Raw genomic sequence first — 12,693 nt, forward strand, 5'->3', positions numbered from 1 at the left:
TATCAAAGTTACATTTAGTTAACTTATTGGTTGATTTACTCTCAGACTTATGGTTTTATAGTGGTGTGAGTATGATTTCAAGCTTGCGTTTCTACCTTAGTAAGACCATGATAATCAGCATATTCAGTTAACAATAGTGATTTACAAATGGAACAAAAAGTATTTACGGCACTAAACGCAGAATTCACAGATGAAGATGCGAAGTTCTTAGAAACCTATTTTCGACTTGCTGACACAATCGCTGACTTGATAGGTCCTCATTGCGAAATAGTGATTCATTCATTTGCAAGCTTTGAGCAATCAGTCGTTAAAATAGTCAATGGCCACCATACTGGCCGTACCGTCTATTCACCTATCACAGATGTAGGGCTAAAAATGCTCAGCCAGTTTAAAAAAACAGGGGAAGTAGCACCAAAAAGTTACTTTACTACTAGTAAAGGCGGCGCTTTGCTTAAATCAACGACTTGTGTATTAGCGGGTGAGGCTGGTAAGCCAATTGGATTGTTCTGTATAAATATGAACTTATCCTGCCCTTTTCCAGAAATCATTCAAACATTAATGCCCGATATGGCAAATTTACATGCTGGCATTAATGAAAATTTCAGTTCTTCCGCTACAGATGTTATTGAGCAAGCTCTCAACAATGCTGTCTTGGAAGTTGACAATGATCCTTCGGTCAATCAAAAAGGTAGAAACAAAGCCATAACTAAGGTTCTGCTTGAAAATGAAATATTCGAATTTAAAGAAGCTACAGCAATGGTTTCTGAGCATCTAGGAATCACTCGCCATGCCATCTATAAATATATTCGCGAATTTAAATCTGAATGAAAGATTAAAAGCTCAACCCTCCTATAAATTTTATTAATCAATTACAAGAGATAATTATGAAAAAAGCAGTCCACACCGATTCAGCACCAGCCGCTATTGGACCTTACTCTCAAGGTATGGCGTTTAAAGAATTAGTATTTACTTCAGGTCAGCTGCCTTTAGACCCTAAGACCATGGTGTTCGTAGAAGGAGGAATTGAGGAACAAGCTCGCCAGTCATTAGCTAACCTAAAAGCAGTACTTGAAGAAAGTGGAGCTTCTTTAGCTTCAGTCCTCAAAACCACTTGTTTATTATCTGATATGAAAGACTTTGCTGCTTTCAACGATGTCTATACTGAAGTATTCGGTACTGAGGCTGCACCAAGTCGCACTTGTTTTGAAGCAGCTCGTTTACCAAAAGATGCTTTGGTAGAAATAGAAGCCATCGCCTTTATTAACTAATCTATGAGTTAATTCTATTGATCTTAGCCATGGCCTTGTCTTTATGTTTTTGAGAGAATTTTATGATTAACATTATTAAAAACAACTTCTATACCGGCAAAAAATCAGAAGTTTTCAATGCTGACTTTATTAGCCAAATACGCGATTTTCACTGTCAAATCGATGGCTATCAGCCAACTCCTCTGGTCTCACTACCTGTATTGGCCAAAAGATTGGGCGTAAAATCAATTTTAGTTAAAGATGAGTCTCATCGTTTTGGGCTTAAAGCCTATAAAGGACTTGGTGGTTCTTATGCTCTAGGACAATTGTTAGCTGAGCATCTTGATATTGATATAGCACAAATTGATCTAAAGACCGTTTCTGAAAGGTTAGATGAGCCATTAGTATTCACTACTGCGACCGCTGGTAATCATGGTACTGGCGTAGCGTGGGCCGCTCAAAAAATGGGGCAGAAGGCAGTTGTTTATATGCCCATGGGATCACCAGTAGCCAGTGTTGAACGTATTCGTAAACTCGGTGCAGAATGTATTGTAACGGATGTCAATTATGATGATACCGTACGTCTGGCTAGCAAAACTGCAGAAGAAAATGGTTGGATACTAGTACAGGATACGGCTTGGGACGGCTATGACAAAATCCCAACTTGGATTTCTCAAGGTTATATGACTATGCCTGATGAAGCTCTTGAACAAGCTGAAGATATGAACGAAGGGAAAATTACACATGTCATGCTACAAGCTGGTGTGGGTTCAATGGCAGGTGGCGTTTTAGGTTATTTAGTAGATAAGCTTGGTGTGGATAGTTTTAAGACTATTATCGCTGAACCTGGCGCTGCTGACTGTATCTATCGCTCGGGCAATAGCATTGACGGGGTTATGGTCAATGTCAGCGGTCAGCTAGATACTATAATGGCAGGTTTAGCTTGTGGTGAGCCGAATCCAGTCACTTGGCCTGTTTTAAGAGATAACAGCAGCTATTTTGCCTCTGTAGAGGATGGTGTCTCGGCAATAGGTATGCGTGTATTAGGTAATCCTCTATTAGGCGATACTGCTATTACTAGTGGAGAATCGGGCGCAATCACTTTCGGCTTGCTCTATAAGTTATGTAGCGATACCTCAAATCAAGAGCTTCGTGACGATTTAGGGTTAAATCAAGATTCAACTGTGTTAATTTTTAATACTGAAGGCGATACCAATCCAAGCAGGTATAGAGATATCGTTTGGGAAGCTAAATACTAGGTTTTGTTGATTGAGTTCATATAACTGTCAGACTAAATTATGATAGTTACATCAACTTTTATTAACAATAATAGTAAGTTAGATTCCTATACGCTGCGACAAATTTAAAACGAATTTGAGCTTTCAAGCTTAATTAAGTTTCACCTCAAATATTAAGTTACTTGAGGTTTTTTTTGTGTCTATATTTTTATGCAAGCCTGGCCTATGCTGTCGGCTCCATGGTAATTAAAATCATATCTAACACGAGCATTTCGATACCTCTACAGCGCACCGAACACGATCACGTAAAATACCCAAGTTTAGGTGCATCTATTCCACTACGAATATGAGCCAGTCTACAGCTTGAAAAAAGCAGCATAATTAGCCGACTGTTCCCACAACGGATTTTTTGTTAAGTAGATTTTAGATAGAGAAGTCAGTTCTCACTGCTTTCATTTAGGTATGTTACGAAGGAACTAATCCATTGATTTGTCTGATACTTGGCATAGGTGTAGAGTTAATGTTAATAACAGACAAAAAATCATTGATACCTTTTCTAGCACAAAGAACGCTTGCTTAACTGTTCTTAAACCACTGATAACCACTTGGAAAAATACGTCGCCATATGAGTTATGGCTAAAAGACTCTGATGATAATTCAATCGAAATATATGTATGTCTAACAGATACAGAGCTTTTAACAAACCCCCTAAAATGAGCAGTCAAAGTGGTGGGGCATAGAATTATACAAGTTACTCGTCAAAAAAATAGAAACTCCTAAGAGTTTCTATTTTAATAAGATAAAGCAGATTTTATTATGATGCTTTTGTTATATCTTGATCCACAGTCTTAACGTTTGAATTGAGAGCATTATAAGTCTCTATCCTGTCTGCTTCTTTGTTTAAGCTCTTATATAGAGTGATACACATGATAAAGAGGAAAATTGAAATCGGGAAGCCAGCAATAATAGAGGCTGTCTGCATAGCCTTTAGCCCGCCAGCATAGAGTAACCCACCAGCAATAATAGCGATTAACACCCCCCAAACAACCCGCATTTTTTTAGGGGAGGTCTGCGCACCTTCTGCATCTAGAAAGCATAAAACATAAGTACCACTATCAGCGGAAGTGATTAGGAACGTGGCAAGTAATATACAAGCTAGAATGCTCAATACCTGTCCGATTGTGTCGCCACCCACACTATCAAACATAGTAAACAAAGCAAATGTGGTGTCTAGCTGGACAGCTTCAACGATAGGTCCACCAGTAAAAGCTTCTTGAGCAGGTAGGCCTGATTCAACCAATGCTGCAGCTTGCGTTTCATAAACGTGGCGAGCATCTTGCTCAACTTTTAGGGCAGAGCCACCTACGACTGACATCCAGATTGCTGTGATTAAAGTTGGCACGAGTAGTACGCCCCCAATTAATTCACGAATAGTACGTCCCTTGGAGATACGGGCGACAAACATACCAACAAAAGGTGCCCAGGTCATCCACCACGGCCAGTAATAAGCCGTCCACCAGTTCTGCCAACCTGAGTCTTTTTGTGCATCACTCCATAAACTCATACCTATGATGTTTTGAGTGTAGTTGCCAGTGGTTTCGAGCAGTGTATGTAAGATATAGCGAGTTGGGCCGATGACAAGCAGAATGACAATTAAAGAGAGTGCTAATAGCATGTTTAGGTTAGATAAGTATTTCATTCCTTTGTTGACGCCTGTTACTGCAGAATAAGTCGCGATTGTACATAGCACACCCAATAGAAGAAGCTGATTAGATAGACTGTTGTCGATACCAAACACTTGGCTTAGGCCTGTGTTGATTTGGAGCGCACTCATACCAAGAGATTGAGCAATTCCGAACGCCGTAATGACAATAGTGAAGATGTCAATCACATGTCCAATAGGTCCGTAAATACGGTCTCCAATGACTGGATAAAGTATGGAGCGTAAACTAAAAGGCAATCCCTTTCGATAGCTAAAATAAGCCAATGCTAGAGCCGTGATACAGAATATTGCCCATGGATGTAACCCCCAGTGAAAGAAGGTAAGCTGCATGGCCATACTCGCCGACTCATCACTCAAGTCGGCAGCGAAAGGATTACTCATATAGTGATAGATAGGTTCGGCTGCAGACCAAAAAACTAGGCCAACCCCCATACCACCAGAAAACAGCATGGATATCCAGCTGATAAAGCTGAACTCTGGCTCTTCATCGTCTTTACCTAAGCGTATATGCCCAAGACGGCTGAACATCACAAAAAACAGGAAGCCGACAACACCTGTCATCAAAAAAATATAAAACCACTTAAAATTTTGCAATAGCATGGTTGAAAAACTTTCAAATGCCACACCTGCCTGTTCTGCTTGGAGCGCACAGAACAATACGAAAGCAATAACCAATACTTTTGAGACAACCGTTATGGTTGGATTTAGTCCTTTAAAAATGCCTGATGTAGCTAGCATGATCACTCCTTGAATACGTTACAACAGCCAGATTTCCATAGCCAGCTGCGTGTTTGGGTCATTCAGAGTAGTGCTATGTGCCAGTACCTTTCAACCTATTTATTATCATAAATGCATGAGTTTTATTAATAGAAAACAATTGTAGGAATTAAAAACAGCGTCTTTCCATAAAATACATGACAAAAACTCATGAATATCTAGCAGAAAAGTCGTTTGTCAAACCCTGAAATGTCTAGCAGAATCTTCATCAAGCAGTACACATTACTCATGAATGGCTACAGCCAACGCAAGGAAGTATGCGTCATTTTATTACATGGAGATTCAGCATGAACCAAACTAACCACAATCGCATCTCAATCCAACAAGTAGACAGTGTTTTACACCCCATCACTGAAGCAAGTGGTATGCCTAATACTGCTTATGTCAGCGAAGAGTATTTCAATTTTGAACGCGATAACATCTTAAGCAAAACTTGGGTATGTGTCGGGTTTGCCTCTGACCTTATTAAAAACGGCTACATCAAACCTGTCGAATTTATGGGATTGCCATTATTGATGATGCGTAATCGTGAAGGTAAAGTGCAAGTGTTCCATAACGTTTGTAGTCACCGCGGTATGAAATTGGTTCATGAAGAGGGTGTGGTACAGGGCGTGATTCGCTGTCAGTATCATTCTTGGAGTTACGATTTAGATGGAAACTTAAAAGGAACACCGCACGTAGGCGGTATAGGCAAACACAAAGATGAGCGCTTTAAATGCGAAGACCATGGTCTACGTGCATTACGTTCTAGTGTTTGGATGGATATGGTCTTCGTAAACATATCAGGGGATGCAGCACCGTTTGAAGAGCATATCGCTCCTTTGTTAGAGCGTTGGAAGCCGTTTTGGGGAGAGAATGGTGTCGATCAAATCCACCGTGTGGATATGAGTGAAGGTTTAGAGATTGAGGTAGATAGTAACTGGAAGTTGACGGTCGAAAACTACTGCGAAGCCTATCATTTGCCTTGGGTTCATCCAGCATTGAACACGTACTCAAAGCTAGAAGACCATTACAACATTATGTTTGAAGACCGTTTTGCAGGACAAGGTAGCTATAAATACAACTTGTCTGATACTCAAGGTACTCATTTACCTAAGTTTCCAAGCTGGCCAGAGGACAAATTGCGTCATGCTGAATATGTGGCTTTGTTTCCAAACGTGCTGTTGGGCATTCAAGCAGACCATGTATTTGCAATGATGATAGATCCCATCAGTGCCGAAAAAACAACTGAAAAACTCCGCTTGTACTTTGTCAGTGATGAATCTGCCAAAGACATTTATGCAGCTTGTCGTACAGCGACGCTAGAGTCTTGGCGTGTGGTATTTAGTGAAGACATTACGGCGGTCGAAGGTCTACAAAAGGGTCGTCATTCTCCAGGGTTTGGTGGCGGTGTGTTTTCACCCGAGATGGACTTACCAACACATTTCTTCCAAAAATGGCTAGCCACACAAGCGAAAGCTGCACTAGAAAGGGAGGCATAAGATGCAACATTACCTCAATTATATCAATGGCGAATGGAAAGACTCACACTGTCAACTGACTGTGATGAACCCTGCTACTGGAGCAGCCTATGCCACTGTTGCTCAAGCAAGTATCGAGGATGCTGATCTAGCAATGGCTGGAGCAAGGCATTGTGTGAGCCAAGGGCTGCTTACCGATATACGCCCAGCGCAGCGCCTTACTTGGATGCTCAAGGCAGCTGAGGAAATTCGTAAAATTACGGAAGAGGCCGCTTTAGTGCTGTGCTCAGAAAACGGTAAAAACTTGGATACGGCTCGTGATGAGTTCATCGAAGCAGCCCGTTACTTTGAGTATTACGCTGGCATCGCAGACAAAATTGAAGGGATATCTGTGCCATTGGGCAAAGACTACATTAATTTTACTCAATACGAGCCAATGGGTATATCAGTACAGATTGTCCCTTGGAATTTCCCTGTATCAATTTGCGCGCGTTCTTTGGCGCCAGCTTTAGCCGCTGGCAATGCGGTGGTTGTAAAATCTCCTGAGATCTCGCCCATCGCGATGACGTTATTATTTAAAGCTATCGAAAAAGCTGGTTTTCCACAAGGCGCGGTGAACTTACTTTGCGGCAAAGGCTCAGAGGTTGGCTCGCACTTAGTCAAGCATTCAGAAACCAATCAAATTGTATTTACAGGCTCAGTACCAACTGGACAACGCATCTTAAGAGATGCTGCTGAACGCGCAACACCTTCGGTGATGGAGCTGGGAGGAAAGTCTGCTGCCATCGCACTAGCAGATGTGGATCTAGACACGTTATTGAGCAGTGTCAAGGTCGGTATTTTCTATAACTCTGGGCAAGTATGCTCAGCGATGTCACGCCTACTGGTACATCGCAGTCGTTATGACGAAGTAAAAAATGCAGTCGTTGATTTGGCACAGAGCTTAAGTATCGGGACAGGTGAAGATAACTCTGATTTAACGCCTGTAGTATCTAAGAGTCAACAGCAGCAGATTCTAAAAATGATTGAGTCTGCTCGTGAAGACGGCGCATGTATTTTGACAGGTGGCAGTGCACCTGACTTAGATGGTTATTTTGTATCGCCAACGATCATCGAAGCCAGCCATGAGATGAGTATCACGCAGCAAGAAGTCTTTGGACCTGTCTTAGTGATAATGCCGTTTGATGAAGAAGAGCAAGCGATTGAGATGGCCAATGGTACAGAGTTTGGTTTGGTGGCTGGCGTATTTGGCGAAGGGCTAAGTCAGACGTTACGGGTGGCAAACAAACTGGTTGCTGGGCAGATATTCATTAATGAGTGGTTTGCAGGCGGGGTTGAGACGCCTTTTGGCGGCGTAGGATTGTCAGGTTTTGGTCGAGAAAAAGGGCAGGAAGCCATCTATAGTTATGTTCAGACACGCAATATTGGTATTCGTTTGAGACACAACAAGTAGTCACAGAGTCAAAGGGAGTAGGCACAATGAAAAAATGGTTATGTATTGTCTGTGGTTGGGTTTATGACGAGGCGAAAGGCTGGCCTGCTGATGGAATCGCACCTGGCACAAGATGGGAAGACATTCCAGAAGATTGGTTGTGCCCTGACTGTCAAGTGACAAAAGCTGATTTTGAGATGCTCGATATTACCGATGAAGAAGAGGAAAGTATTGGCAACGCTATCGTTGATAATACTATTGAACCAATCGTTATTATCGGAAGTGGTCATGCAGGTTATCAGTTGGCGTCAGCACTGCGTAGCCAGTCTCCAGATTTGTCTATTACCTTATTCACCGCCGATGATGGATCGGTCTATAGTAAACCCGCATTATCTAATGCGCTTGCCCTAGGCAAAAGCTGTGATGATCTAGTGAGAGAGTCTGCGCTGAGCTGGGAGCGACGATTAGATATTCGTGTATATGCACACACTCGTATCAACAAAATTGATCGTTCACAAAAAAGACTCTACACCACAATAGGTGAATATACCTACGGCCGCTTAGTATTAGCGACTGGTGCAACGCCAATCATCATTCCGGTAGAAGGTGAGCAGTCCGCTCTATTCAGTGTGAATGATCTAGCAGATTACAAACAGTTCCGTTCTCATCTAACCGATAAAAAACATATCACTATTTTAGGTGATGGCTTGATTGGTTGTGAGTTTGCTAATGATCTGGCAGCACATGGTATGGCTGTCACCGTGGTAGGGTTGGGAAAATGGCCTATGGAGCGACTAATTCCGCAACAGTTAGGTAGTGCGTTGCAGCAAGCGTTGAGCGGAATTGGTGTGGAGTGGAAGCTGGAGAATAGTATCCGCTCTGTTCAATCACTCGGTGGTCGTTATCAGTTAGCGCTACAAGATGGGCAACATATAGAGACAGACTTGGTACTCAGTGCCGTTGGCTTGAGACCAAATATTGCATTGGCTCAAACAGCAGGTTTGATAACAGGCCGAGGTATCCAGACTGATTTAAATCACCAGAGTAGTGACCCTGCGATATATGCATTAGGGGATTGCGCTGAGGTGAATGGTGAATGGGCACCTTATATTAATCCTATTAATCAGGCGCTACCTGCTCTGGTGAGTAGCCTATTAGGTAAGCTGACACCAGCCTCATTGAAGGCGACGCCCATTATCGTTAAGACGCCTGTTTTACCGCTGAGTATATTGCCAGGGGTTGGCGCTGGGGACTGGAGGGTTGAGCAGTATGGGCAAGAGCTGGCTGCAGGTTTTTATGATAAGGCAGGCAATCTAACAGGCTTTGCACTACTTGGTGCGACATTACAAAGCCAGCGCAATCAATGGCTTGAAAAAATCACGCTCAATAAAACGGCAGCTTGAGGAAATAATAATGGTTAATTTACCGAATGATGATAAAAGCTGTGGTTGGTATTCCGTATTGCCTACGCCAGAACCTGCCAAAAAACTGCTTGGAACACAAAAAGCCGATTATGCGATTATTGGTGCAGGCTTTGCTGGCCTAGCGGCTGCAAGACGATTGGCTGAGCTAAAGCCAGAGGCGCGTATTATATTGGTAGATGCGCAGCGTGTGGCAGAAGGGGCCTCAGGGCGTAACTCAGGCTTTGTGATAGATTTACCACATAAGTTTTCATTAGAGCACCCAGATCCTGAGCTTAAGAAAAAGCTATTACACCTAAATAGAACCGCCATATCGCAGTTGCAAGGGTTGGTTGAACAGCATAACATTGATTGTCAGTGGTCGGCAGTAGGTAAGTACCAAGGCGCAGTGGGCGAACGTGGTGAAGAGCACCTAAATCATTTTGAGCATTTGATGAAAAATTTAGGGGAGCCTTATCATTGGGTAGAAAAGGCAGAGCTCAGTAGCGTTCTTGGAACCAATTATTATAGCCGTGCTATTTTTACGCCTGGCTCTTACCTCATGCAGCCAGCTGCTTTAGTACAAGGAATGGGTAACAACCTACCTGAGAATGTAGAACTGTTTGAAGAATCACCAATTACAGACATACAGAAATTAAATGGTAATTGGGTGCTGACTAGTAATAAAGGAACAGTGATTACATCTAAGTTATTACTGGGCACCAGTATCTTTACGCGAGAGTTTGGCTATCTCAAAAATCGTTTATTACCCGTGATGACTTTTGCCAGTTGGACTCGTCCATTAACTGATGAAGAAATGAAGATATACAAAGGTGACTTAAACTGGGGATTAACACCAGCTGACCATGCTGGCACGACATTACGCATGACTGCGGATCGCCGCATCCTTATTCGTAATACCTACAAACACGTACCAAAATACGGCAAAAGTATCAGTGATGAAACACGCCAATGGGTTCAGACGGATCATCGAAAAGCGTTCTTAGCCCGTTATCCTGAGCTCTCAGGTGTGCCTTTAACCCATACATGGGGAGGTGTTTATGCCATCTCACGCAATTTCACGAACTTCTTTGGTGAGTTAGAAGATGGCGTGTATGCCAGCGCGTGTGATAACGGTGTTGGTGCAGCGTGGGGAACCATTTCTGGAACGCTACTCGCAGATTTGATGGTAGGAGCAGACTCCCAAGATTTGCGTGATATTCAATATGTGACTGATATGCCAAGCTTAAACCCACCAGAACCGTTTTTAGGGTTGGGAGTCAAGTTTCGCATCAATCTTGCAAAATGGCAAAGTCGCAGTGAACTATAGCAACTGCTAGGAGATGAACATGAGTGAAGTAAGATTAATAGACAGTAAGAACCTCGAATTTAGTGTACGTGGCGACTCTCCAGGCATGGCTTATGTGGCTAGGGCATTAACGCCTGATGTTTCTCCAAATATGGGGATAGGTTTTGCTCGCTGGGAAGGTGCGGAGGTCTCATGGCAAGTACTCTACGATGAGGTTGTCTTTGTGATAGAAGGCTGTTTTGAGTTGACAGCTAATGGTCACAAATATGAAGTGCGTCCAGGACAAATGCTTTGGATTCCTGAAGGAACAGAGCTTATATACGGTGGTCATGCCTTATTTGGCTATGTTGTGCATCCTGGTAACTGGAAAGAAATCCATGGATTGATATAAATATGATATTTAGGTATTAGGCCCTTTAAGTCTCACGATTTAAAGGGTTTTCTGTTTTTACATATAATAGTAAATATTAGTTTTAAAGATTATATAACACTGTTCGAACGGCAGTAGTCAAATTTCTTATACCTTGATTATCTATATTTTGAAACTGCTAAATTCCTCGATCATTTTTTCCATGACTTCTAGTGATATACTCTAGCTTTCAATGATTTCAGTTTACTATCTAATCTAAGGACTAGGTTAGATAAAATAGCGTCAGCTATTATGCAAATGACAAGCTAGGAGTGTCGATGAAAATCAAGCCATTACCACCGATGAATAGTCTCATTATGTTTGAAGTAGCAGCTCGCTACCAGAGCTTTACCCTAGCTGCTGATGAGCTAAACGTCACGCAAGGAGCAGTCAGTCGTCAGATACGCCAGTTAGAAGATTATCTTGGCAAAGAGTTGTTTATTCGAGCAAATCGTAAGATATCTTTATCGCCCACTGGATTACAGTATTATCAAAGCATTTATGGTGCGCTTATTAATATTGCCCAAGCGACTGGAGAAATCAAAAAATGGCGCGGTGAAAATCAAGTCACAGTAGCCACCACACATGCTATGGCAGCACTTTGGCTATTGCCCAAAGTTGCACGATTTCAGCAAGAAGAAGGTATAGACCTGAGAATACTAGCAACTGATAATGTTGTGGATTTGCATAGTATGGACTGCGATTTGGCTTTATTTTACTGTCGTGTACCACCTGCAGGAATGGAGGTGACCCCTCTATTTCCAGAAGAGGTTTTCCCTGTCTGTAGTCCAGATTATTTGGTGCAGTTTAATAATGATAGATCGCTAGAGAAAATATTTGGTGGCACTTTATTGAATCTGGATGAAGCACGAATAGACTGGATGACTTGGCCTGAGTGGTTTAGTGAAGTAGGTTATCCTACTATCACGCCTAAAAATAAAGTCCATATCAATAATTACACGATGTTGCTTCAGGCTGCAATTAATGGTCAAGGTATTGCTTTGGCGTGGGGCTCACTTGTAGATGACTATCTGAAAAGTGGCGCTCTAGTGCGCCCAGTAGATACCGTTTTACGTACTGCAGAAAACTTTTATATGTTGGAGCCTTTAGGTCGACATAATACATCAATGAGTGTGACCAAATTCCGGAAATGGTTACTACAACAGCTCCCAGAGATTGTAGGAACAGGAAGCCTAAATTAAAGACTAACTATTCTGTAGTATCAAGATTGTTTTTGATTGTATGAACTACAAACCTGTCAACAATTTAGCTAAAAAATATGTCGCTCAACGTGAATATCACTCATTATCTATGAGTGATATTTTTTTATCTTTAATTAGCATCATATGAATAAGAAACCGTAGTAGCGGCGAGTATTGCCATTTATTCGTCCGTTCTCTATGGTCTTGACTAGCGATACCGATATGGAGAGCGTTTTTTGAATCATTAGATTGTTGTTTGATGTTTTGATAATCGGTAGTTGAGATATTTTTAATCAACAAGGATTCGTTGCTACTCATCAGCCAACGTTTCAAAGGCAGCAGTTTTTTGGCAATCTAGTTCTTCTAAAAAATAATTTAATATAAGAGCTACGACTCTAATGGCAGGATGGTTATCATTTCTTCTTAAAGTATGCAGCGTAGAAACTCAGCTCATATGAAATAGGTATATTTTGCTATATCCTAGTATATTTTGATA

General features: G+C 41.9%; 10 protein-coding genes. 9 read left to right on the forward strand and 1 reads right to left on the reverse strand.

All coding sequences use genetic code 11. The annotated features are described in order from the left end of the window. Positions 1-147 precede the first annotated feature (147 nt). The 3 genes from CXF60_RS00245 to dpaL all read left to right on the forward strand — a co-directional run bounded on the left by CXF60_RS00245 (position 148) and on the right by dpaL (position 2,506). Positions 148-828, forward strand: coding sequence for a helix-turn-helix transcriptional regulator (locus CXF60_RS00245; protein WP_102090319.1), 681 nt, complete (start codon positions 148-150; stop codon positions 826-828). A gap of 56 nt (positions 829-884) precedes the next feature. Further along, the gene (locus CXF60_RS00250) at positions 885-1,268 is read left to right on the forward strand and encodes a RidA family protein (RefSeq protein ID WP_102090320.1); all 384 of its coding nucleotides are present in this window, start codon (positions 885-887) and stop codon (positions 1,266-1,268) included. Positions 1,269-1,330: 62 nt separating this feature from the next. Further along, complete coding sequence (gene dpaL, locus CXF60_RS00255; protein WP_102090321.1) at positions 1,331-2,506, forward strand: diaminopropionate ammonia-lyase; 1,176 nt, start codon at positions 1,331-1,333, stop codon at positions 2,504-2,506. A gap of 793 nt (positions 2,507-3,299) precedes the next feature. Here the strand turns inward: dpaL and CXF60_RS00260 are convergent. Continuing rightward, the gene (locus tag CXF60_RS00260; RefSeq protein WP_102090322.1) at positions 3,300-4,946 is read right to left on the reverse strand and encodes a BCCT family transporter; all 1,647 of its coding nucleotides are present in this window, start codon (positions 4,944-4,946) and stop codon (positions 3,300-3,302) included. Positions 4,947-5,272: 326 nt separating this feature from the next. Between CXF60_RS00260 and CXF60_RS00265 the strand changes: the two genes are divergently transcribed. The 6 genes from CXF60_RS00265 (at position 5,273) to CXF60_RS00290 (ending at position 12,197) form a co-directional block, all read left to right on the forward strand. After that, a complete protein-coding gene (locus CXF60_RS00265) occupies positions 5,273-6,466 on the forward strand; it encodes an aromatic ring-hydroxylating oxygenase subunit alpha (RefSeq protein WP_102090323.1) in 1,194 nt (397 codons plus the stop codon). Between the two features lies 1 nt (position 6,467). Further along, positions 6,468-7,898, forward strand: coding sequence for an aldehyde dehydrogenase family protein (locus CXF60_RS00270; RefSeq protein ID WP_102090324.1), 1,431 nt, complete (start codon positions 6,468-6,470; stop codon positions 7,896-7,898). A gap of 26 nt (positions 7,899-7,924) precedes the next feature. Then, complete coding sequence (locus tag CXF60_RS00275) at positions 7,925-9,280, forward strand: FAD-dependent oxidoreductase (RefSeq protein WP_102090325.1); 1,356 nt, start codon at positions 7,925-7,927, stop codon at positions 9,278-9,280. A 10-nt stretch (positions 9,281-9,290) separates the two neighbouring features. Next, positions 9,291-10,607: an NAD(P)/FAD-dependent oxidoreductase gene (locus CXF60_RS00280; protein WP_102090326.1), complete on the forward strand. Its 1,317-nt coding sequence runs from the start codon at positions 9,291-9,293 to the stop codon at positions 10,605-10,607. Positions 10,608-10,626: 19 nt separating this feature from the next. Next, positions 10,627-10,977: an ethanolamine utilization protein EutQ gene (locus CXF60_RS00285; RefSeq protein ID WP_102090327.1), complete on the forward strand. Its 351-nt coding sequence runs from the start codon at positions 10,627-10,629 to the stop codon at positions 10,975-10,977. A gap of 296 nt (positions 10,978-11,273) precedes the next feature. After that, on the forward strand, positions 11,274-12,197 hold the full coding sequence (locus tag CXF60_RS00290; RefSeq protein WP_102090328.1) for a LysR substrate-binding domain-containing protein: 924 nt from the start codon (positions 11,274-11,276) through the stop codon (positions 12,195-12,197). The last annotated feature ends 496 nt before the right edge of the window (positions 12,198-12,693 follow it).

It is taken from the genome of Psychrobacter sp. 4Bb, assembly GCF_002836735.1.
Lineage (GTDB): Bacteria > Pseudomonadota > Gammaproteobacteria > Pseudomonadales > Moraxellaceae > Psychrobacter.

Bases quoted from the DNA above. Each gene is read 5' to 3' on its own strand.
- CXF60_RS00245 (WP_102090319.1), top strand. From the start codon at position 148: ATGGAACAAAAAGTATTTACGGCACTAAACGCAGAATTCACAGATGAA.
- CXF60_RS00250 (WP_102090320.1), top strand. From the start codon at position 885: ATGAAAAAAGCAGTCCACACCGATTCAGCACCAGCCGCTATTGGACCT.
- dpaL (WP_102090321.1), top strand. From the start codon at position 1,331: ATGATTAACATTATTAAAAACAACTTCTATACCGGCAAAAAATCAGAA.
- CXF60_RS00260 (WP_102090322.1), bottom strand. From the start codon at position 4,946: ATGCTAGCTACATCAGGCATTTTTAAAGGACTAAATCCAACCATAACG.
- CXF60_RS00265 (WP_102090323.1), top strand. From the start codon at position 5,273: ATGAACCAAACTAACCACAATCGCATCTCAATCCAACAAGTAGACAGT.
- CXF60_RS00270 (WP_102090324.1), top strand. From the start codon at position 6,468: ATGCAACATTACCTCAATTATATCAATGGCGAATGGAAAGACTCACAC.
- CXF60_RS00275 (WP_102090325.1), top strand. From the start codon at position 7,925: ATGAAAAAATGGTTATGTATTGTCTGTGGTTGGGTTTATGACGAGGCG.
- CXF60_RS00280 (WP_102090326.1), top strand. From the start codon at position 9,291: ATGGTTAATTTACCGAATGATGATAAAAGCTGTGGTTGGTATTCCGTA.
- CXF60_RS00285 (WP_102090327.1), top strand. From the start codon at position 10,627: ATGAGTGAAGTAAGATTAATAGACAGTAAGAACCTCGAATTTAGTGTA.
- CXF60_RS00290 (WP_102090328.1), top strand. From the start codon at position 11,274: ATGAAAATCAAGCCATTACCACCGATGAATAGTCTCATTATGTTTGAA.